General features: G+C 48.6%; 31 protein-coding genes, 1 tRNA gene and 1 pseudogene. 19 read left to right on the top strand and 14 right to left on the bottom strand.

From position 1 onward, the window contains the following. Positions 1–252 precede the first annotated feature (252 nt). Positions 253–534, top strand: a complete 282-nt coding sequence (locus tag ACTJI9_RS00885) for a hypothetical protein (protein WP_440805438.1) — start codon at positions 253–255, stop codon at positions 532–534. A 136-nt stretch (positions 535–670) separates the two neighbouring features. Then, positions 671–1093, top strand: a complete 423-nt coding sequence (locus tag ACTJI9_RS00880; protein ID WP_440805436.1) for a hypothetical protein — start codon at positions 671–673, stop codon at positions 1091–1093. An 88-nt stretch (positions 1094–1181) separates the two neighbouring features. Here the strand turns inward: ACTJI9_RS00880 and ACTJI9_RS00875 are convergent, their stop codons facing one another. Both ACTJI9_RS00875 and ACTJI9_RS00870 read right to left on the bottom strand, forming a co-directional pair. Beyond that, the gene (locus tag ACTJI9_RS00875) at positions 1182–1403 is read right to left on the bottom strand and encodes a hypothetical protein (RefSeq protein ID WP_440805434.1); all 222 of its coding nucleotides are present in this window, start codon (positions 1401–1403) and stop codon (positions 1182–1184) included. A gap of 146 nt (positions 1404–1549) precedes the next feature. Continuing rightward, positions 1550–1936, bottom strand: coding sequence for an Imm50 family immunity protein (locus tag ACTJI9_RS00870; protein ID WP_440805432.1), 387 nt, complete (start codon positions 1934–1936; stop codon positions 1550–1552). A 197-nt stretch (positions 1937–2133) separates the two neighbouring features. Here ACTJI9_RS00870 and ACTJI9_RS00865 point away from each other — a divergent pair, with 197 nt between their 5' ends. Next, positions 2134–2841: a DUF695 domain-containing protein gene (locus ACTJI9_RS00865; RefSeq protein WP_440805429.1), complete on the top strand. Its 708-nt coding sequence runs from the start codon at positions 2134–2136 to the stop codon at positions 2839–2841. Continuing rightward, positions 2838–2960 (top strand): ribonuclease E inhibitor RraB, encoded by a 123-nt coding sequence (locus ACTJI9_RS00860; RefSeq protein ID WP_440805426.1) that lies wholly within the window; start codon positions 2838–2840, stop codon positions 2958–2960. The genes ACTJI9_RS00865 and ACTJI9_RS00860 overlap by 4 nt, the downstream gene beginning before the upstream one ends. A 270-nt stretch (positions 2961–3230) precedes the next feature. On the opposite strand, the gene ACTJI9_RS00855 is transcribed toward ACTJI9_RS00860, so the two are convergent. Beyond that, positions 3231–3659, bottom strand: coding sequence for a DUF3806 domain-containing protein (locus ACTJI9_RS00855; protein ID WP_440805424.1), 429 nt, complete (start codon positions 3657–3659; stop codon positions 3231–3233). Positions 3660–4266: 607 nt separating this feature from the next. On the opposite strand from ACTJI9_RS00855, the gene ACTJI9_RS00850 reads away from it, so the two are divergent. The 7 genes from ACTJI9_RS00850 (at position 4267) to ACTJI9_RS00820 (ending at position 6897) form a co-directional block, all read left to right on the top strand. Then, entirely contained in the window at positions 4267–4545 is a 279-nt protein-coding gene (locus ACTJI9_RS00850; RefSeq protein WP_440805422.1) for a hypothetical protein, read from the top strand. Positions 4546–4578: 33 nt separating this feature from the next. Beyond that, positions 4579–5130 carry a suppressor of fused domain protein gene (locus tag ACTJI9_RS00845; RefSeq protein WP_440805420.1) on the top strand — a complete coding sequence of 184 codons (552 nt, stop codon included), beginning with the start codon at positions 4579–4581 and terminating at the stop codon, positions 5128–5130. A gap of 46 nt (positions 5131–5176) precedes the next feature. Continuing rightward, positions 5177–5653 carry an SMI1/KNR4 family protein gene (locus ACTJI9_RS00840; RefSeq protein WP_440805418.1) on the top strand — a complete coding sequence of 159 codons (477 nt, stop codon included), beginning with the start codon at positions 5177–5179 and terminating at the stop codon, positions 5651–5653. Between the two features lie 63 nt (positions 5654–5716). Next, positions 5717–5905, top strand: a complete 189-nt coding sequence (locus ACTJI9_RS00835) for a hypothetical protein (RefSeq protein ID WP_440806244.1) — start codon at positions 5717–5719, stop codon at positions 5903–5905. Beyond that, positions 5820–6119: a DUF6547 family protein gene (locus ACTJI9_RS00830; protein WP_440805416.1), complete on the top strand. Its 300-nt coding sequence runs from the start codon at positions 5820–5822 to the stop codon at positions 6117–6119. The genes ACTJI9_RS00835 and ACTJI9_RS00830 overlap by 86 nt, the downstream gene beginning before the upstream one ends. A gap of 161 nt (positions 6120–6280) precedes the next feature. Beyond that, entirely contained in the window at positions 6281–6535 is a 255-nt protein-coding gene (locus ACTJI9_RS00825; protein ID WP_440805413.1) for a hypothetical protein, read from the top strand. Between the two features lie 35 nt (positions 6536–6570). After that, positions 6571–6897 (top strand): hypothetical protein, encoded by a 327-nt coding sequence (locus tag ACTJI9_RS00820; RefSeq protein WP_440805410.1) that lies wholly within the window; start codon positions 6571–6573, stop codon positions 6895–6897. A 751-nt stretch (positions 6898–7648) separates the two neighbouring features. Here the strand turns inward: ACTJI9_RS00820 and ACTJI9_RS00815 are convergent. The 3 genes from ACTJI9_RS00815 to ACTJI9_RS00805 form a co-directional block, all read right to left on the bottom strand. Further along, positions 7649–8059, bottom strand: coding sequence for a hypothetical protein (locus ACTJI9_RS00815; RefSeq protein WP_440805407.1), 411 nt, complete (start codon positions 8057–8059; stop codon positions 7649–7651). Beyond that, positions 8052–8570 (bottom strand): Imm50 family immunity protein, encoded by a 519-nt coding sequence (locus ACTJI9_RS00810; protein WP_440805404.1) that lies wholly within the window; start codon positions 8568–8570, stop codon positions 8052–8054. The genes ACTJI9_RS00815 and ACTJI9_RS00810 overlap by 8 nt, the downstream gene beginning before the upstream one ends. A 488-nt stretch (positions 8571–9058) precedes the next feature. Beyond that, a complete protein-coding gene (locus tag ACTJI9_RS00805) occupies positions 9059–9490 on the bottom strand; it encodes a DnaT-like ssDNA-binding protein (protein WP_440806184.1) in 432 nt (143 codons plus the stop codon). Positions 9491–9627: 137 nt separating this feature from the next. On the opposite strand from ACTJI9_RS00805, the gene ACTJI9_RS00800 reads away from it, so the two are divergent. Next, positions 9628–9879 (top strand): hypothetical protein, encoded by a 252-nt coding sequence (locus ACTJI9_RS00800; RefSeq protein WP_440805401.1) that lies wholly within the window; start codon positions 9628–9630, stop codon positions 9877–9879. 95 nt (positions 9880–9974) lie between these two features. Here ACTJI9_RS00800 and ACTJI9_RS00795 read toward each other — a convergent pair. Further along, a pseudogene (locus ACTJI9_RS00795) lies at positions 9975–10149 on the bottom strand (DUF2280 domain-containing protein); the annotation flags it as partial. A 1178-nt stretch (positions 10150–11327) separates the two neighbouring features. Here ACTJI9_RS00795 and ACTJI9_RS00790 point away from each other — a divergent pair. The 4 genes from ACTJI9_RS00790 (at position 11328) to ACTJI9_RS00775 (ending at position 13492) form a co-directional block, all read left to right on the top strand. Further along, positions 11328–11675, top strand: coding sequence for an Imm8 family immunity protein (locus ACTJI9_RS00790; protein WP_440805398.1), 348 nt, complete (start codon positions 11328–11330; stop codon positions 11673–11675). Between the two features lie 188 nt (positions 11676–11863). Then, on the top strand, positions 11864–12460 hold the full coding sequence (locus ACTJI9_RS00785; RefSeq protein WP_440805396.1) for a hypothetical protein: 597 nt from the start codon (positions 11864–11866) through the stop codon (positions 12458–12460). Positions 12461–12673: 213 nt separating this feature from the next. Continuing rightward, a complete protein-coding gene (locus tag ACTJI9_RS00780) occupies positions 12674–12964 on the top strand; it encodes a DUF3144 domain-containing protein (protein WP_440805393.1) in 291 nt (96 codons plus the stop codon). A gap of 129 nt (positions 12965–13093) precedes the next feature. Then, positions 13094–13492 (top strand): hypothetical protein, encoded by a 399-nt coding sequence (locus ACTJI9_RS00775; protein ID WP_440805392.1) that lies wholly within the window; start codon positions 13094–13096, stop codon positions 13490–13492. A 540-nt stretch (positions 13493–14032) separates the two neighbouring features. Here ACTJI9_RS00775 and ACTJI9_RS00770 read toward each other — a convergent pair. The 3 genes from ACTJI9_RS00770 to ACTJI9_RS00760 are packed head-to-tail and all read right to left on the bottom strand — an operon-like array spanning position 14033 to position 14814. Then, entirely contained in the window at positions 14033–14464 is a 432-nt protein-coding gene (locus ACTJI9_RS00770; RefSeq protein WP_440805390.1) for a hypothetical protein, read from the bottom strand. Positions 14465–14484: 20 nt separating this feature from the next. Next, complete coding sequence (locus ACTJI9_RS00765; protein WP_440805388.1) at positions 14485–14637, bottom strand: hypothetical protein; 153 nt, start codon at positions 14635–14637, stop codon at positions 14485–14487. Between the two features lie 12 nt (positions 14638–14649). Beyond that, complete coding sequence (locus tag ACTJI9_RS00760; protein ID WP_440805386.1) at positions 14650–14814, bottom strand: hypothetical protein; 165 nt, start codon at positions 14812–14814, stop codon at positions 14650–14652. A gap of 621 nt (positions 14815–15435) precedes the next feature. On the opposite strand from ACTJI9_RS00760, the gene ACTJI9_RS00755 reads away from it, so the two are divergent. After that, the gene (locus ACTJI9_RS00755; RefSeq protein WP_440805384.1) at positions 15436–15558 is read left to right on the top strand and encodes a hypothetical protein; all 123 of its coding nucleotides are present in this window, start codon (positions 15436–15438) and stop codon (positions 15556–15558) included. Positions 15559–15742: 184 nt separating this feature from the next. Here the strand turns inward: ACTJI9_RS00755 and ACTJI9_RS00750 are convergent. Together ACTJI9_RS00750 and ACTJI9_RS00745 are read right to left on the bottom strand one after the other, a co-directional pair. Continuing rightward, positions 15743–15817, bottom strand: a tRNA-Met gene (locus ACTJI9_RS00750). A 71-nt stretch (positions 15818–15888) separates the two neighbouring features. Continuing rightward, on the bottom strand, positions 15889–16236 hold the full coding sequence (locus ACTJI9_RS00745; RefSeq protein ID WP_440805383.1) for a hypothetical protein: 348 nt from the start codon (positions 16234–16236) through the stop codon (positions 15889–15891). 460 nt (positions 16237–16696) lie between these two features. On the opposite strand from ACTJI9_RS00745, the gene ACTJI9_RS00740 reads away from it, so the two are divergent. Together ACTJI9_RS00740 and ACTJI9_RS00735 are read left to right on the top strand one after the other, a co-directional pair. After that, positions 16697–17026, top strand: coding sequence for a hypothetical protein (locus ACTJI9_RS00740; RefSeq protein ID WP_440805381.1), 330 nt, complete (start codon positions 16697–16699; stop codon positions 17024–17026). Between the two features lie 126 nt (positions 17027–17152). Continuing rightward, positions 17153–17635 (top strand): hypothetical protein, encoded by a 483-nt coding sequence (locus ACTJI9_RS00735; RefSeq protein WP_440805379.1) that lies wholly within the window; start codon positions 17153–17155, stop codon positions 17633–17635. Between the two features lie 128 nt (positions 17636–17763). On the opposite strand, the gene ACTJI9_RS00730 is transcribed toward ACTJI9_RS00735, so the two are convergent. Next, on the bottom strand, positions 17764–18069 hold the full coding sequence (locus ACTJI9_RS00730; RefSeq protein ID WP_440805376.1) for a hypothetical protein: 306 nt from the start codon (positions 18067–18069) through the stop codon (positions 17764–17766). An 8-nt stretch (positions 18070–18077) separates the two neighbouring features. Continuing rightward, positions 18078–18434, bottom strand: coding sequence for a hypothetical protein (locus ACTJI9_RS00725; RefSeq protein ID WP_440805374.1), 357 nt, complete (start codon positions 18432–18434; stop codon positions 18078–18080). Between the last annotated feature and the right edge of the window lie 102 nt (positions 18435–18536).

Genomic DNA, 18536 nt, shown 5'->3' with positions numbered 1-18536 from the left:
GTGGCGATGCCGCGGTGTTTTCTCGTTCTGATAGCTCTTTGCATTACCTCACCTGCTATGGCAGACAGCTCGTGTGCTCAGGTGAACAAGATCTACGACGATAGCCGAAACGTTAGCCGATATCAGGTTACTCTGGTGTGGACGCCGCCGGGTGGGACATCAGATCGTCTTTTACTTGCACAAAGATTCAATGGTCGTGACATGTTTGAAAGTGACACGAAAGGCAATTGGTTCCGATATCCCAGACCCCTAATGATCGCTCACTCCGACCCGCCCACCTTTTCAAATTGCGTCCGCCAGCCAGACACAATCGTCGATGGTAAAATGGTCGTCTCATTCAACGGGCAATGGCAGCGGAATCGTAGCAGTGCAGTGTTCGGAGTGAGGATATGGGCCGAGACGGGCCGCGCAATTGATTTCACCAGAAAAATGACTGTCGTCGATAAGGGCGAACCCTTCGATGTGGTCGGAGCAATTGTGGTAGATAAATTCACTTATGATCGTTCTGTGCCAAATCCGACTTCCTATCGTTAGAAATACTTATTGCGAAACAGCGGTTCTCCTGTCTCGCTCTCCCCCTCCAGCCGATCTAACACCTGCATGGTCGAACAGCGGCTTGATCTAATCAAGTTTGCCCGACAAATTCCGGACGCGCGCAAGGAAATCTTTAATGAGCTTAGACATATTCATTAACTGCTTCGAAGCCGGAGAAACCGGGTATTTCCGTTTAGATTTGATTGACGAGATTTTTGGTCCTTTTGTCGTCGGGCGGGATAATCAACATAGACTCTGGAAGCTCGATTACGGTCAAAATAATACTTCGGACTTGTATTTTTCCCTCAAGGAGGGTGATGCATCACTCTGCTCAGATCTTACAATAAATCGACCATGTTCCGACCCGAGGCTTTATGATGCTCTTCTCAGCGTCCTCAGGCAATCTAACAGCGTTCTGTTCTATCCGACGGATGACGATCCTCCCCTAATCGGCAAGGAAACAACTCGGCCACATTTGCCTGAAGACATGGTGACTTCGTTGGGAACTCCGGTGATCGCCCGGAGCGGCACTGAGATAATTCAAACAATCACTGATTAGGTAAAGAGTATTTGATTTCGTTCCCCGGCATCGCGAGACACCGGTGCTTACTGATAGGATGGCACTAATGCCCGTACCGAAGATTTTGTTATCCCCGTGCGTAAAAGCCACTAAGCAAATTAGTGGCAGCAAAATGGGTGACTGCTCCGAAGGCAAGGCAAACCAGTGCGGCAACCATCCATTTATACGCTGAACCATTACTTCTCGTCATTGCTGCAACAAACCCAAGAATGATGGCCAAGCCATACAAATAATAAAATCCGCTAAAGACAGAGAACAAATAGAATACTGTAAAAAACACGTCATTCATTAGCTGCGTCATCCCCCTGTCTGAGAATTGGTACACTTAATTGGAAGGTTGCGCTATTCGCCGATCCCGCTCTATTCGTTCCAGGCGGGCCAACACCTGCATGTTTAAGTCGCGCTGGTCGAAGGAAAGTGGATGTGTCCTAATTCCTAAGCGTCTGACTCAGTATGCTGGTAACCTGTTATCGTAACTACATCCAAATACTTTGCCGAACAAAACATGGTAACAGCGCCTTCTACTTCGACGTTTAGAAAAGCGCCGAGTTTCTCGATTCCAATTCGAGAGAACCCTGCTCTGCCAAACTTGGTGACGGACAAGTTCCTGATGTCAAACAAACGTATTCGAAAAGTGACCCTATCGAATTCCCCCCACTTCACTGGAGGGCGAACTGGTAGACACTCCGTTGAAAAGTTAAGCTCGAGGGAGGGACCGTCCCGGCCCAAATGCATATTAAGGATTTCAACCTGGCCTAAAGATGGGGCGACATCGTAAAGGGCCTTTAGGTAAGCCGGGTTATCTGCATAGTCCCACCACATGGTTTGCCCCTTTTTACTATTCATCTGAGTTACATGCGGACGTTAGACGTCTTTTCTATTCAAATTGTTGAAACTCAGGCGATTTGAACGGTGCGAGTGATACGTTCAGCAGTGGAGCCTTCTGCAAGGCCTCTTACGCGTTGCTTTTCATATCACAGCGTAGTTGACTGCACAAAATGGGGATGGGGAATGTGCTTTTGAACAATAATCGACCTGATGAAAAATGGGCTACCTGTCTTACGAATTTTAGGTCAAAGCGGGCATCAATTTTGGTCGATCTCAGCCTACGAACCGTTGCCCCGATGGCATCACACCTCCAATTATTTGTTGTGCGAGTCGACATCCGGAATCCACGGGAAGATGGGCTTTTCCAACGCGATGAAGGTGACACTTTGTTCGCGATTGGTGACGCCATCGTGGAGGCAGTCGTTAAACCTCAGAACCAAGGGATACAGGCTGGGAAACTGACCACCGATGGAAAAATCCTATATTACTTCTATTTTCCAGATCAGGTCATCCTGAGAAGGTTTGGAATTTTTTCGCGAGTCTCAAATGCCGACAGTACGCCTGCCACACTCGAAAAGCGTGTTGATCTGGTTATGTCCAAATTCGAAGGTTATAAATACCAGTGCTTTGGGTCAAAAGAACCAGGTTGGGAAGCTTATCTTGATCTGCTTTACCCCAACGAATGGGAATTTCAGATGATTAGCAATGGCGACCTTCTGAGCCATATGCGAGAACAAAACGACGATACCGCCCAGCCTCGTGCCATTGATCACTTCATAATCTGTCCGTCGCAAGAAATTCAAATGAAAATAAAGGCTTCTGGCGAGGCTATGGGCTTTATTGTGACGACTGATCGAACACAGCAGACACCGTCGACGAGCGTGGTGAATACACGGTGACATTAATCAGGTCAGATATTCCAGATAATATTGATGAAGTTATTTGGCCGCTATACAATTTGGCTAAGGACAACAATGCAGACTATGACGGCTGGGGTTCAGTTGCGGCGAGCAAATAGGGCATTGTTTTAGGTTGTCACTTCTGCGGACCGCCTCTCCCCCATCATCTGCCTGTCAGTCGTTTCCAGCCCAACCATCTCAGATATCACGTACAACAGGCTGATAACCTTGGCTTATGCATTCGCCGGGTCGATATGGGGATTTCACAAAGAACGAGTTAGAGAAAACCGGTCTTTGGCAAGTGTTCAATGATTCCTAAGCCTCACCAATGTGCTCTTCTACAACAACTCGCATCGAATAACTCCATCGACATGGGCCGAGATCAACGATCAATCGGCCTTACATTCCGCCGACATTTTCTCCAGCCATGCCCGGAACGATTCAAACATCTCGCGAACATGCACGGTTTCACCACGTTCGATCCGTTTTGAAATGGTGGTTAGTGGAAAGAATATGATCGTTGTGCCTTGAACTATAAGTGCGGGGTCGCGGCCATAATCGTCTTCGACAGCGACCCAGAGCAGACCAAGCTCTTGAACTAGAACATCACCGAATGTGATGCCAAGGCTTTGCAACTTCCATGTTTCATCAGCGTTGATCCAGTCGTTTGCTAAGATGGCCTCTAAGAGCTTCAGCTTCCCCTCAAACGTAGCGTATTCGTGGCGTGCACTGTCTTCATAGTGATCGCGTACCCACGATCTTTGCTCTTCTAGACGTGCAAGCTCGTCTTCGGACAACGTCTCAATTTTCTGGTCCAAGCTAGTCTCCATCAATCAACTCGCTCGACGTTAAAACAAGGCGTCAAACAAATCCATCGACATAGGGCGAGACGAAACCACATCTTTGTTCTCGTCTTCTGAAGCGGTGAGCAGAAGCATCTTTTCGATATCATTGCGCTCAAAGCTCTAAGTTCCCACGCTGCTGGCGTTTCGCCGTGCAGCCGCGCCCATGCATCAATCTCAAGATGACCGATCGGCACGCAAGCGTAGCCGTTTTGGAAGCACTCTCGGTCGAGATATCCGCTTGACCTTGATGGTGCTCTTGATGTCGGCAACGCTCTCCATGAATGCATCGCTAGAAAACGCCACCAAATACCTCACGCCTGTCGACAGAGATCAGTTCTTTAGATGGAAAAGTCCGGTGCTTCAAAGAAGAGCATCGAAGATGCGGTTGCACGCCTTTATGTGGGAAGTAGTTGAGTCTGACGCTGAAGACGAAGAGGACGAATAGCCAACAGAGTGTGCGGGCTGAAAGGCACTTGATCATGTTGAAACTTTCAGTTGATGGAAACTTGCAGTGTCTTTAGTGCTGTGACAACGCCCGCGGGGTGTGTGGGGCAATCGGGGGATTGAATGAAAAATTAATATGTCATCGGATGCGACGGTTATCGCAATGGCGCTTGTGCACGGGGCAAGCAAAGCCTTGGGAAAGCTGGCGATTGGGGCAAGTCCAGCCACCATCATCGTGACTTTCGTCGGCGCGACTGTAATAGGAGCCTTGATTACTTTAGGTGTTGTATGGGTTGCGCTGCGTATCTTTAACAAACAGCAACACACATACGCGGTCACAAGTTGGATTTTGCTCGTGGGAGCATTGCTGTCCATCGCTTTAGCGGTAGTCGAAGTTGGCGAGATGGAGGCGTAGATTCTCGTCCTGAACGAGTGCTGGAGGGCTACAGTGATTTGGGCGGATAGAATAGCTGATCATTACGACAAGGTCTGGGATAGACCCGCAACACATTGCAAATTCGAAAAGGGCCCTATTAATGAATTAGGGTCTACATTTCAAATAAGAAAATATCCGCCTACTGCTGACCGAAATATGTGGACTTTTGTTACGTGCGGTATGTCGAGAGCATACGACGCAACCCCAGTTGAGCTACACATTTTCAGCCCTGTGGATTCACCTGAGATTGTGGAACTCTTAGTCGTCACCGCACATTATCACCGCACTTCGGAGCCATTGGATCTTTGGCACACGGTGAATTTCGGTCGCCCATGGTTGGAAGGCTCGACATGCTCCCACGGCTTGGTTTCCTTACCCTATTTGGATGGACCGGCCTTAGAAAACCTCCCATTTCAGAACAATTCGATCAAGTTCTACTGGTTGATTCCGATCTCCTATGCAGAAGTGCAGTATAAGGTGGAACGCGGTATTAACGCATTGGAGACAGCATTCGAGATTGCCAAGTTGAACTACATTGATGTGATGCGTGGCAGCGTCGTGTGATTGCGCTCCTACGGGCGCGTTTTCGCGGGCTGAACGGCGCTTGAGCATGTTGAACCATTCTGAAATTGTGTTTCAGCCAAGTATCAGGCTTGCTGTGAAAATGGGGATAGCTTCAATGTTGGAAGATCGGGAATGGGTTGGCTCACCTGGCGCTTCATCAGATGCAATCGAACAACTGAAAGCTGTTGCTCCGGTTGCGCTTCCCGAAAGTTACTACGCGCTACTTTCCTACAGCAATGGAGGAGAAGGACCGTTGCTTCGTCCACCGTACAATTTCTGCCTGCATTCAGCAGAAGAAACCATAGATATTGAACGAGACGGCACCTTTCACGAGTTTTTCCCGCAGATTTTTGTCGTTGGGGGAAATGGAGGTGGAGAGATGATCGGGTTCGATCTCAGACACCCCACTTATCCAATTGTCGCAGTAGATATGACAAACACAGATCTTGACGAGAGCATCCTACTCATTGCGCCGACTTTTGACGAATTCATTGAAGTGATCGGCCTCGAAGGAGGAGAGTGATTGCGATCAGGCACCGTTTCGGGAACCTATTTGAATGATACTACAAATGCGGGGCGTTAGATTATGTCGGTAACATATAGAGAAGGTGGCAGACGTTACCAACAGTTCATCGATGGTTTGGTAGACATTGCAAAAAGTGATGTGGTCGCAAACCGCATAAAGGCCCATGGGTATTCGGAACGCGTCAACGAAGCCGATATGCCACTCACTGCCGATGAGCAGAAAAGAAAGCAACTTCGCGTCATTCAATGACGACCAGAAGCTCATCATTGCTGAAATGCTTCTGGATAGCCGTCAATCAGCCATTCACGACGTTTGTGCACATCTCGAATGGCTGCATAGCTCTGAACGCCTAACTCTCGATCTTGATGGAGTGAGATTGCCGACGAGTCCCTTTTTTGGAACCATGCATATGGATTACACCTGCAGATTGAACGGTGACGCTTGGCCGGATGAGGAGGTCTAAGCCCTCACGAATAGCTTTTGGTAAACGACGGTGGCTGCCGGTTGTAGTGGCGCAACCTTGATGATGGTGTAGAGGCAATGATTACAGATCTCGAATATGCAATCTTGCGAAAATATTGCGAACAGGAAGGAAAACCTCTTCCCTCGCGAGAAGCAATAAACGTGATCAGCCGCGACAGGAACCCTGTTGGATTTTTGACCCAGATCACCGTCACAAGCGAAGCTTTTGATTGGGAGTGGAGCAATAGAGTCTATCGATATATTCCAGAAGCTCTTCCGAATGGTTCAGAAGATTCGTTGGGCTTTCTTCTGTTCTTTGAGGACCAAGCAATTGTATCAATCGAAGGTTACGTCGATGGCGAGGAATGGCCAGAACCTGAATTTCCCATTACATTTATGCCCTCGCGTGCAATCTGAAGTAAACGTTGATGCCTGCTGGATCAAACTCGAACATGCCGAAAGCAATTGCCTCAGTACGAGAGTTTCTGAAAACCGGCAGCCTCGGCGCTATTCGAAACGGTTTGACTATGGACGAGGTAAAACGTGTCCTTGGAAGCCCACATCATACGATTAATCCTCATGGGGAAGGACCAGACACATATTGGTTGTACAATCATCTTGAGGTCAATTTCGATTTTGACTTCCCTAACAGAGTCGACTGGTTCCAAATCGAGCACGCCAACCAATTGGTTGGCGAATTTGCGAACGTGACGAGTAGCTTTTCGATCGCCTTGGAGGGCTTTCACGGTGCGACCAAACCCTCTGCATTTTTGATATAGCGATTATGGGCGCCCGATCAGGCGATCATCGATATCGGCTCGCTTCATGATGATATTCTGCTTAATATCTGCGCCGGAACGATATCGATCATCTTCCAAGTTGAGACCAGCTTTATTCCTGATCATGATGCTGAGCGATATTTCAAAACCAACGACATCGAGCAAATCGTGCGGGAGATTGACGGTAGGACGGTCCTCGATAGTATTTATTCACATTCTACCGCCAAAAACGCATTAACAATGACGACAGGGAAACACCAATCAAGGTTGAGTAGCCAAAGATACATCTCCGCAATCTTGAGCTAGTTGCGAGCTTGAACTTCGAAGTAGACGTAAGTCCCAGCCGGATTAAGCGGCATGACGCGCACAATGGTATGCGATACTCCGCCGATCATTAGCCTATCCGCCGTAGTAGAAACGATGGAAGGCCTCTGGCAGCAACGTAGACTTTCTTGTCAGCGGCTTTGATCAATGTGCCGTCAATGTCATTGTCATCGAATTTGAGTACCGCCATTATGCATGGGTACGATGTCGGCACTGACTCACCCGGATCCCACTCAGGGCATGTCACGCATGATTGAGCCAGCAACGCCGAACTTGTCCACCAGTCAAAGCGCTATTGACTGGGACTTGGCGTAATCGAACTTTTTCATTGAGAACACTAACCTCGCAACTAAATGGGTAGTTTGTCGGGGGATTGCTCAAGTCAAAGCCAACGATTCCAACGGTAGGCTCCAGCGAGCGAACTCTTCTAGCTCCGCGCAAATGACCAGTCACGTGCGATGATTTCAATCGTCTCATCCCGGAAGTAAAACAGGAAGTGGCGGGCATCCGAGTTATCGGGCGAAAGGACTTCCCAGTCGCCTTCATTAGCATCCAGGCCTTCCCCGGTAACTTCGTAGAATTCACCCCATTTGGGTGCTTTTCCGCTATAAAGGCCCTTCCCTGAAAACCACGCATGATCGTTCGTGGCATCCCATCGCCAGCGGTAGCAGTCCGAAAACTCCAGTGTCCCTACGTCGCCCTGTTTTGCGTTGTAGGCCCATGGGTTCAACACAAACGAAAGCCGGAGCACCTTACCCTCCACAGTGAGCTCGACGTGAGGCGCGTTCGGCTCAGCATTCCAGTCTGCATTGAGGTGTTGAAATGAGAGGTCACCCATTGAGCGAAGTTCCGGTATCGAGCGCGGAAACAGGTTTAACCTCTACGGTGATCTCCTGCGCAACAAAGTATCCGCCAACACCGTATATGGTCTCCAGATTCAATACCTGTCCATCTTGTTCAGTGGCGACGGTAAGCTTGTTCAATACATTCTGGTGGTTCCAGTCGCTGATTTCCTGACGAACAACGTTACGGAGAACAAAACAGACAACGGCGCGCCTATCAATCTTGAAGTAACCTCGTTCATCCACATCGCTCAGTGTTCTCCAAGCATCCACCCGGATTGTCGATAGCTCAGGAGCTCGACGCAGATCCATACTGATCACTTCAGCGTCATGAAAGTCTGGAATAAAACCAAACCATTGAATAACGGGCGTCCAATCAAGCATTTCGTTATCATCCCCGGGTTCGGCAAGCGTATTCCGCTGACCGAAGTTCACGCAACTGCTTTTTATTGGTTTCCGGCCTTCGCTTGAAAAGTTCCAAACCGCCAGAATTCCGGGAATGTACATTCGCACAAACTGTCAGAGCAGACCGTCGATGATCGTCACGACAGGCGTGGCGGCAGCCACAACATTAGCAGTTGAAGCGCTGTCGATTGAGCGCGGTCGTAGTTGAACTTAGCCATTTGAATGCTACCAATGTGGGGAAACCGATGGAGATTGGCGGATGTCAAAGTGGGACGAGATCAAAATCGAGCATATAATTGCCGAACGTAAAGACGAGTATTCAACTGCAACGGTGCAGAACACGGCTGATTTCGTATCATTTGCGCGCGAGCGTTTTATAGCGCCGGACGAAGTCGGTTGTGGATACTATCCAACGATTTGCCTGAGCTGGTCGTACATAAAACCGCTTCCTATAGAGGTTGAGATTACAGCAGACCATTTTGAGTTTTATCAATTCGCCGATGCGAAGACAGACATCCGCCATTTTGATCACACTCCAGGAACACCCGTTCCTAGCGACCTTGTTAGTTTGTTGAACAGTTTGATTAACATCAGACCACCAATGCCCAAGGCACGATCTGGCGGAAGAACTGCCAAAGCAAGCCATCGAAGATCGTCACGACAGGCGTGGCAGCGGCTACAACGTCAGCAGATAAAGTGCCGCTCGACACTGCGTACTCAACCTCAACCTCACCGACCTTTTCCTTCTTGACGATGGAATTGCCCGTCACAACTGACAAACTGCCCGGATTGATCAGCTCAAGGAAAGCGGCCTCGTATGAGGCATTAATAATGGGCTGAGGAACAACGTCAGATGGTATTTCCTGCCCGTAATAGGTCACAGCACCAGTGCGCGGCCATGCGCGCTCTTGGTTGTATCCACCTGTACGTGTTCCTGAAAACTTGGGTTCATAACGATCAATGAATAGAGAGCCGCGCAACATGGCGGCCACAATCAGCGGATCGTTCGTTCCATCGGGAATGACATAGCCATGCGCTGCCTAATAGGCTTGCAGAGCCGCATTATTGCCGTATCCAGCCATGTTCCGCCTCTATAAGATTTGACCGAACTGGCTTCTATGAGTAGATGGGTCCAACCGTTTTGGTCTTTTGGATTTGAATGATGCCCATTGAACATAATGACCGGCAGTACAGCTACATCATGGGCAGCGATGGAGATCGAGACGGCATGTACATTGAGGTTATCGAAGATGGCGATCAAAACCGCATAGTTTTGGAGATCTTCTATTCCGATATCACTCACGAGATGACCCTCGTGAATACGAAGCCGGACGTTCCTCTCGCGGTCGTTGAATGGGCTATCGCTGTTGCAAAGGAACGGCTCCCCCCGACAATCATGCCAAAAGATTGAGTGTGGGGCCGGGAGCACAATAAACTGCGCGCCCGGCAGATTATTATGGCTGGGTTGCAAGTTCTTCGAGACGGTGATGTCGAAAACACTTTTCACTTAGGCGCCACCCCAGAAGCAGCCTTCTTGTTGGGATCATGGCTTTCAACCAATTGACTGCTAAGCTCGATCCTCAGTTCCTTCTTGACTGCAGCCCCAACATTGAAGGGCAAGGCAAGCCAAGGCCTGAACAATGAAGGTTTTCACTTCATCTGAGAGTTTCGCTTTAGCCATGAGTGTGTCAAAGTCCGGTCAAACAAGTGAAAATGAAAAAGCATGGGCTATTGAATGCAACCAGCAGCGAAGAGCTTAGCCAAGCCCAGATCAAACGGCGGAATGTGGCTTGATCACGCCACTTTGGTCGATAGCGACTTCGAATGGCTCTGCGACGTTGAACGCCTAACGTTGTGGAACGTAAAGATTCCACGCGGTTTTCTCGGGAGGCTGAAAAATCTTTGGTGGCTGGATTGGCGAGGCGGTGGCCTGGCCCAGGGAATAGATCAGGTTGCCGATTGTTCCCGACTACGGTTCTTGGCGCTTAATCAAATCCGCGGTCTTTCAGATTTAAGCTTCCTCGCGAACTCGATTTCCCTAGAGATGCTAACACTATATGGCCTGTCTCGCTTAGAAGTCCTTCCAAGCCTCAAAGGACTTAAGTCAATGCGCCGTCTAGAGATTGGGCAAATGAAGTCCTTGACCCAGATTGCGCCGGCACTAGACGCCCCAAACTTAGAGGAATTGTCGCTCCATAAATTCGTTGGGGTGAGCGCAAACGATGTCAAAAATATAAACTCACATCCCAAGCTTCGTGCATTCTCTTGGAGCGTAGAAGACGTCCCTGAGAGGATTTTCGGTCCGGTAAAGAATGCTATCACACTACCGGCCGTGAAGACGCTCCATCCCGAAGAATGGTTCGGTCTCCCATAACAGAAGTTACGGGTTAAGCAGCAAGTGGCTGGCATGTACAGCACGCTTGTGACATGCGGACGTTGGTAATCTCTGGCCCTGCGTTGGCTGCATGCAACAGTGCTTTGACTGAGTGGCTTCTTCTTTACCTACTTCCCCATCATACCGGATGGCTTGCCTTCTTCACACTGGCCGACGATATGGCGGCCTTCGAGAATTACTGACGTTAGTCCAGAGAATGCCGAGCGAGGCGCTATTCAGATGTAAGTGGTCCGGATTAAACAGCTTGGCGTCTTCGTTGATGAAAGTCGATCTTGCCCACTCAACCAGTTCGGGGAGCGGGAGCAAAGGTTATGGTCGCGTCGACGGACGTGATTGTTTGAGGTGGCAGCGGCCGAGACATGAACATTGGGATTGCCCTTTGCCAAGCTTTGAGCGAACTTCTCGTGCCGTGCGTTTTTCAGTACTGGCATGTTGAGTCCAATGCATCAGGCGGGAATATAAGAATGCAACCGTTGTTTCACGGCTTCCGAATACTTGATCACGACAAACAGGCAGAAGATTGGGAACCGTCAGATCCAGAAGACTTTGAATTTTCGGTCGACTTCTATGTTGGCGGAACCGGCACAGCCGATGCATTCACAGTGCGGGTCTGCTCCTTGAAATGGTTCACCAGGGAATTTGGTGGGCAGATGATTCCCGGAGAGGGTTTCTTGTTTATGCCAAAATTCGATAGAGCAACGTTATCGACGTTTCTTGAGACATATTTTGACAACGTCGTGGCGAAAACCTGGGAATCGTTTGCCTTGAAGTTAAATGGCCTTGGCAAATGGGAGTATGGATACACCGTTTGACAAGACCTATAACCCACTCAACCAATTCGGGACCGGGTGCAAAGGTTATCGTCGCATCGACAGCCGTAATAGTTTCAGGAGAGGCAACGGGCGAGACAAGAAAAACAATTTGCCTACCCATTGAACGCTTTCTAAAATGAGATTTTATTCCAATTCTTAACTGCCACGATATTAAGGCGCTAAATCCCATGAACGTCGATGACATCCGCAATCGTGCTCAAGGCGTTAAACCGGGCGCCGTTTCTCCGGATGAAGTGGAATTTGCGCGACAAATACTGAGGGGCCGCCACGGTGAGCTAGGAGCTGCGCTGTACATCGTTGGATACTGCGGCTCAATCGCTGACGTTCCACTGATAGAATCCTATATCCAAGGCGAAGAGCGCAATGTCTACGGTGAATTGGCTCTCAAAGCTCTTTGCCGATTTCTCAACCTAATAGATCTATATCGTGCGGACATTCGCCGGTTGGTCATGTCTGATTCAGATATCGGTTTCCGAAATAGCCGCAAAGCTGCCATTGATCTTGCACAGGATTACCTCGGCTCGTTCAAAGACGACGAATTCGGCTGCAGGCTGGTCGACATTTATTGCGATCTCAGTGATGCCAATAGATGCTCGGCACGTGATGCCCTAATACAGATACTTTCCATTCGTAGTTTGCTGCGCAACCCTTTCTTACTGCCGGGAGAAGTGCTCGATGAAGACGCTGAAACGATAGTCTCGATGGCTCAGAAGATGTTCAAATGCGCAAAATCTCCGACCAGTTTCGCATATAAATCAAATTAGATTCTGAACCACTTCGTTGTCGAAACTGCTTTCAGATGGGCATCGAAGAAAAAACAGTCTGCCAGAGGGGGAGCGGAAGATAATCCTAGCATAAACCACTGTGATTGTTTCACGTGGCAGTGGGCAAGGAATGAACATTGTAATTGCCTTTTGCGATACCCCATACAAAGTTCTCTTGCCGAGCTTTCAGCTTCAGTGTTCATGGAGGTAAGATTGACGTCCGAACCTAACGAAGAATTCTTCCTGCGTGCAGATGCCGTCATCGGCCTTGCAAACTCACAGATGAAAGACGCAACACCTGGAGAGGTGAGTTCATCGTGCATGTATGCTACTGCGAGGTTCAATGCCTTCGTAAGCGCGATGGGTCACTCAAGCAGCGCCGAATTGAAAGCTGTTAAAGCAGAGACCATCGATTATTTCGTCAAACAGTATCGCGCTATGCTGGATGAAAATATCGAAGATCATATAGAGCGTTTCGAAGAACTGACAAATCGCCCGACCTGACAATGATGAACTAGAGGTTAAGTAACCGATCTTCATCCACTTGAGTCTTGAGCCTGATTGGTAAGGAAGAACAAGTGGTAGGTGCCAGTCGCGTTCACCCCAATTTAGGAATGCCGAAGAAGGATCTACATGAAGTACACCCCGATATTTGTAAAACCGCAGGTGAAGGCCAGTCTTTCAGACATGCATTGCTTATGCTGGAAGAGCGACGGTATCCAAGCGGACTTCGTTATTCCTGGGAAACCAGCTCAATTGCTTCGCGTTAATTTCGAGGATGTGGACATTGTGCGAGTGTTAGACGAGATGGCTCTGAGCACCGAAGAAGGCCAAGAAAAACTGGGGCTGATCTCAGAGCATTTTGCCTACATTGTTAATGGTTCCGCATTCGAAAAGTCACAATCGCTGGCACTCAGATCATCGCACAAACACTACCGCTTTATTACTGGGTGGACGTGCTTAGACGTAATGTCCTCGCATCAACCTGTTATTAGCACCGTGCCTCAAATCGAAAACTTATCGAGTGGATGATAATGTTCAGATAGGACATAGCCGGCTCTGGCTCGCCTTTGGTCCATTTCATCTTGATCCGCTCACTTGGTAGGGAATGGATCCCGTCTATTTGTTGAAAAACTGGGAGGATGGATGGAAAATCTGCAATTCGGATCTTACTGGGTAAAATCAGACGAAGATCGATCCTATCGGCATGGGGAAATTTTCCACATTTCCTACAACACCTCGGGAGGGTCGCTTTCCCAGCCCGTCGCACGATTCCATACATGGCGGCCACAAATACCAGTAGAGGGCTTAAACCCTCATTGGAGGCTAGATTGCTATGTGTATGACAACCGCTTTGTCCGGTCACCCGAACAACTGGCGAAAGACTTAACGGCTATCCTCATTGAGCGAGGCGTCATATCTGAACCGTTATGGATTTCTTGGCACGCTTCAAATGAACTTGACGGGGAACCGAGAGGAACAATTTACAACGACGACTGATGATGGCCAAATACCAACAGAATGGCAGCCCGAAGACTGCCGCGAGCGCATCAATGAGCGGGGGATAATTGCCTATCCGGCTTGTTTGATCGTTTTCAGGATAGAATGGGTCTCGGAATATAACCTCTCAATGTCCCAGCCTTTATCTTCAAAATAGGGCTCAACGACTTCCATCAGCCAGTCATGAATCTGATCTGGTTCCATCCATCGCTTGCGTGTCATCAATCCCCACAACAGAAACAACAGATCATTGTCGTAGCCTTCCCGGGCCCCTAATTCCTTCCTAACCAAATCCATAAAAGCGCCGTAAACATTGTCTTTTATGTTTCCATCAAATTCAGATTGAAAATTGATTTCATTCAAATCCAACAATATCGCGTATTTCAAGAGCTCCGATTCCGAGAGATGCGACCTAATAAAATTCAGGATTTGATGATTCAGGGTCCTCACTGCTTGGGACGTAGGAAAACGATACAGTATCAAATCCAGATCACTATCGCTCATTGGGTATCCTATGTGGGTTTTCAGGTCACTGGCGATAACTGTTTAGAACAAAATTCGACAGCGGTCATGCGCCCAAATAGTTCGATCAGCGCAATGACCTTGCCGGACTTGGTAACTTCCTCGACAACGCCACCGAATGTAGCAAATGGATTTCCCTTTTCCGTAACTAACACGTTACGCCCGTGTTACTTCCGACGACCTACGAGGCAACCATGACGGCCTGCCAGAACCGTTGGATAGCTGGCGGAAACATGATGACGTTTGGCTATCACGCTCACTGGAACGCCAGCAGCATAATCTGCGAGAACAGCCTGTTGCTTCACCTTACGGATTTCAGCGTATCGGCCCATGACATTCTCCCCTACTCGCTGATGTCGTTGAAGCTTTTGCGCCGAGGTTCTTGATCACCACTGCCAGTCGCGAACACAATCAGATCGCCGTCAGCAATCTCTCGCTGTGCCCGCAAGTCCCAGCCTCTATGTATGAAATGCGGTGGCCCGAATGCTTTCACTGCCGAGTGATATTCGTCACCTCGGAAGCCAACGAAGTGAATGCAGCGCATGGCGAGTATCCGTGCTTTTGCTCCGTATATGGATGAAGAGGACTGATAGGTTACCCTACTTAGAAGCAATTCCGCTTCCCCACCCATAGGAGACAATATGAAAACTTATACAGAGATACTGTTCGGGGTCGAATTTTTAATCAACACGATCATGCTGATCGCAAGCTTACTGAAAGCCCTTGAACCTTGGCTGTCATGAAGCATCAGGACGCACCATAATTGGGCCCGAAGGCTGGCAGTGTACGCGGCTTTCCCCTGCCTTTTAACCGACTAGACGAACCAGCCGCCAGACTGGCGGATCGTCTCTGCTGGCGATGCAGCCGGCCTGAACTTAGGGTCGGAACATACTGGTCAATAGCGCGTTCCAAGCGAAGGGACATTTGTAACTTTTAGATAAGGTGGAATCGCCATGACTGACGTTACCGTTCCTGAAAATATGTTGACCAGCTATTGGATGATGTACCCACTTGCAGTTATTCTAGCTATCGCTGCAATTTGCGCCTTTTTCATCATTCGCCAAAGAATGCGCTGACCGAGATGACCGATCACCTATGGTTGCTGATCCTCATCGGATGACCGTTTCTCATAAGCGTAGTTTTTGCCGCTGGTTTACTCGCACAAAGACGATTATCTCCATTTGAGAAAGAGATGCAACGCCGAGCAAAAGAGCGGCTGTACCAATAGCAACGACAACTAAGCCCATCGTCCATCATCATTGGTTGCAGGAGCCGGATTCGAACCGACGACCTCTTGGTTATGAGCCTTGCGCTACCGAACTGCACCATCCTGCGAAACTGAAATTTGGTGAATAGCTTTCCATGGCGGGAAGCCGTGAAGCTCTTCCCATAGTCCTTGCCGTTTTCTAAATGGGAGTGGTCTCATCGCGCCGCTTGGTAATGGAAACATCAATGAGCGATACCAAATCGACTAACATATCCTTGATAATTTCGTCGTCGGCATCTGACGTTACGTAAGGAGCATATCCTCGTTCGCAGATATATCGATCAACCAAGCCTCTAAACTCAGCCATTTCATCAACTGAAACATCCATCAAATCGATTGCATTATAGCGGTATTCAAACATTTCCTGGAATTTTACCAGATACGGTTTGCCGCCAGAGATGCGAACAAAGTGCGAAAGCATTGAACCGATAAATCTGCTCGAAGCTCCCCACACTACGCCTTCATCATCAATGCCGATTACGCCCATCGAGGTGTTCTCCCAACGCAGGAGTATTTATCAAGAACGCTAATTAATCTAGAGGTCAATAAACCTCCATTTGCCTCAAGCTGCTGCTCGGGCTGGGTTTGACCGGCGAGTGTTCCCTGTCCAAAGGTCCGCACGGAACATCAAATCATCCTGCGTGCAATTATAGACTGATTTAATTCCTATTAAAGGATTATTTTCATTAACCCCAATTTGTATCTTCATCACTGTAAATATCAAACTCAATGTTGGCGCCACGCAAACTGGCCACCTTCAGCGTAGTTGGTAGACGGTGTATCCCTTCATTCAATCCTTTATCCTCGCATCAATGGCGGTGATAATCTCTGGTGGTAACGGGCGAGACATCATCATTTACGATTGCCCTTTGCCAAGCTTTGAACAAACTTCTCATGCCGTGCGTTTTACAGTACTGGCATCAGTTTTGTTCCACGGAGGGTTTTAATTGCGTTATCTTGAGCCATTCTTGGCGGCAATCGAAGAGCTGGGAACGGAAGGAAGAGATTTTCAGAAGACCGCAGAACTATTTGATCTGGTCGCAACAGAACGGCGCGATCTCTATCATCGCTCTCTGTTTGCGTGCCGAGGAAAGAAAAGTATTGAGATAGAGCGGCTGGTCAAAGAGACGTTGGTCGTACTTAAAGAATTGCAAGAAGCAGGAAAGATTGACCCAGAATTTGAATTGCCAACCTTTGGATCACTCCGTTTCAATCATACCACCGGCTATCTACATGTTGGCCACGGCAACCGTCACCGAAAGTTATTCCAGCAGTAATTCTTCAACCGATCTTCATCCACTTGAGCATCGAAGGTGGCGCTAGTCGAATCAAAAACATGAAATGACCCCTTGCTCTTGTACTTAACCAAAGGTTGATTGTAAGTGATTAAAGGGGACAAGTGCATGTGGTCAGACGAACAGTGGTCAGCATTACAGGGCGGATATCGTGCCCCCTACAATCCAAAGCATGCGGTAAAATTCCTAGCAACCTCGGATCGTGAGGTTGCTTGGAAAGAGCTTTGGGAAAATCTGCACCATCAAGGTGACGTAGGAACTGCGTCGTACGCAGCAATACCCGAGATTGTAAGATTATCTGCTCGTTGGGATGATCCCGACGCCAATTTGTTTCAGATAGCAAGCACGATTGAGGAAGCGCGGCTTCGAAACAGCGAAAACCCTCCAATTCCAGAGTGGATCAAGCCAGCCTATAATTCAGCTTGGCTCGAACTAACCAAACAGGCGATTCAACATTACCCCGCTTCAAACGAATACAATCTGGTGTCTGGAATTTTATCGGTTCTGGCTTTTGCAAAAGGACATCGGGCAGTTGGCATCTTTGCCAATTATCTCACCGAGGATGAACAGTATGAACTACTCGGCATTTGAAAGGCACAATCCTCACGACCGCTTGAATCTTCTTTATCGATCCTGGCTCAACGTTAGTACGGAAGAACGGGCGGTAGGTACCACCTATTGGCTTTACCGCGATGAAAGGCTGTGCCATTTGACAAGCTCTAGGATTTGAAACCATGACGACCGATGATCTTGACCTTGAGGTCCTGCAAATACTGAGAAATGGGGCTAGATCGCGTATCAGACTTGCGCGAGCAATGCTTGATGCTTTTGAGGCGAATGCCTTTCGTAGCCCTACCACGCAGGAAGACATTGATAACTGGACCGAAGAACTTGCTGACGCTAAGCGGGAACTCGCGCGATTCAGCAACTAATCCGTTATTCAAAATTGAAATCGCTCCAGAGTCTACGTTTGCCGTTGATGTCGTTGAAGCTCTTGCGCCGGGGCTCTTGGTCTGCGCCTTCATGGCTTACCCTATCGCGGACTGGTGCCTAATAGTTCGAGCTCTTCTTCTAAAGCGACCGTCTCAACTCCACTAAAATCACGAATGCCGTACATTCTAAGTCCGTTAGCTTCTTCGGCCTGAACAACAACTACTTGAGCCCGGCTGCTTCGAATGTAAGCGTACTGTGGAATGGTGATATTAATTGGTACACCGATCACCTTGTCATCGACAGCAGCGACGAACACAGCGTCGCCCCTTTCAACATCCGCCACTTGGGCGGCTCTGCCTGCGAGGAATCCACTTGTAGGAAGAGGTTTCCATTGCGCAAAGGCATTAGATGATAAAAGCGCCATCCCAATACCCGCCAACAATTTGAAAATCCTCAACTCATTCTCCCAAGTGAGTGTCGGTATACTACTACAACAGACCCGATGTCAGGGTAAAGGCGGTAGTTGGCATGGGAAATGGCAGCTCGAAGACTGCCGCAA

Source organism: Phyllobacterium sp. 22552, from assembly GCF_052044585.1.
Classification (GTDB): domain Bacteria; phylum Pseudomonadota; class Alphaproteobacteria; order Rhizobiales; family Rhizobiaceae; genus Phyllobacterium; species Phyllobacterium ifriqiyense.
The sequence above is the reverse complement of the archived record's forward strand: the minus strand, read 5'-3'. Positions and strand labels throughout refer to the sequence as shown.

Bases quoted from the DNA above. Each gene is read 5' to 3' on its own strand.
- ACTJI9_RS00840 (WP_440805418.1), top strand. From the start codon at position 5,177: ATGTTGAACCATTCTGAAATTGTGTTTCAGCCAAGTATCAGGCTTGCT.
- ACTJI9_RS00830 (WP_440805416.1), top strand. From the start codon at position 5,820: ATGGGTATTCGGAACGCGTCAACGAAGCCGATATGCCACTCACTGCCG.
- ACTJI9_RS00755 (WP_440805384.1), top strand. From the start codon at position 15,436: ATGACTGACGTTACCGTTCCTGAAAATATGTTGACCAGCTATTGGATG.
- ACTJI9_RS00760 (WP_440805386.1), bottom strand. From the start codon at position 14,814: ATGGGCCGATACGCTGAAATCCGTAAGGTGAAGCAACAGGCTGTTCTC.
- ACTJI9_RS00730 (WP_440805376.1), bottom strand. From the start codon at position 18,069: ATGAAGGCGCAGACCAAGAGCCCCGGCGCAAGAGCTTCAACGACATCA.
- ACTJI9_RS00875 (WP_440805434.1), bottom strand. From the start codon at position 1,403: ATGAATGACGTGTTTTTTACAGTATTCTATTTGTTCTCTGTCTTTAGC.
- ACTJI9_RS00820 (WP_440805410.1), top strand. From the start codon at position 6,571: ATGCCGAAAGCAATTGCCTCAGTACGAGAGTTTCTGAAAACCGGCAGC.
- ACTJI9_RS00785 (WP_440805396.1), top strand. From the start codon at position 11,864: ATGAACGTCGATGACATCCGCAATCGTGCTCAAGGCGTTAAACCGGGC.
- ACTJI9_RS00810 (WP_440805404.1), bottom strand. From the start codon at position 8,570: ATGTACATTCCCGGAATTCTGGCGGTTTGGAACTTTTCAAGCGAAGGC.
- ACTJI9_RS00800 (WP_440805401.1), top strand. From the start codon at position 9,628: ATGATGCCCATTGAACATAATGACCGGCAGTACAGCTACATCATGGGC.
- ACTJI9_RS00885 (WP_440805438.1), top strand. From the start codon at position 253: ATGATCGCTCACTCCGACCCGCCCACCTTTTCAAATTGCGTCCGCCAG.
- ACTJI9_RS00870 (WP_440805432.1), bottom strand. From the start codon at position 1,936: ATGTGGTGGGACTATGCAGATAACCCGGCTTACCTAAAGGCCCTTTAC.
- ACTJI9_RS00880 (WP_440805436.1), top strand. From the start codon at position 671: ATGAGCTTAGACATATTCATTAACTGCTTCGAAGCCGGAGAAACCGGG.
- ACTJI9_RS00815 (WP_440805407.1), bottom strand. From the start codon at position 8,059: ATGGGTGACCTCTCATTTCAACACCTCAATGCAGACTGGAATGCTGAG.
- ACTJI9_RS00835 (WP_440806244.1), top strand. From the start codon at position 5,717: ATGTCGGTAACATATAGAGAAGGTGGCAGACGTTACCAACAGTTCATC.
- ACTJI9_RS00790 (WP_440805398.1), top strand. From the start codon at position 11,328: ATGCAACCGTTGTTTCACGGCTTCCGAATACTTGATCACGACAAACAG.
- ACTJI9_RS00745 (WP_440805383.1), bottom strand. From the start codon at position 16,236: ATGGGCGTAATCGGCATTGATGATGAAGGCGTAGTGTGGGGAGCTTCG.
- ACTJI9_RS00850 (WP_440805422.1), top strand. From the start codon at position 4,267: ATGTCATCGGATGCGACGGTTATCGCAATGGCGCTTGTGCACGGGGCA.
- ACTJI9_RS00775 (WP_440805392.1), top strand. From the start codon at position 13,094: ATGAAGTACACCCCGATATTTGTAAAACCGCAGGTGAAGGCCAGTCTT.
- ACTJI9_RS00735 (WP_440805379.1), top strand. From the start codon at position 17,153: ATGTGGTCAGACGAACAGTGGTCAGCATTACAGGGCGGATATCGTGCC.
- ACTJI9_RS00770 (WP_440805390.1), bottom strand. From the start codon at position 14,464: ATGAGCGATAGTGATCTGGATTTGATACTGTATCGTTTTCCTACGTCC.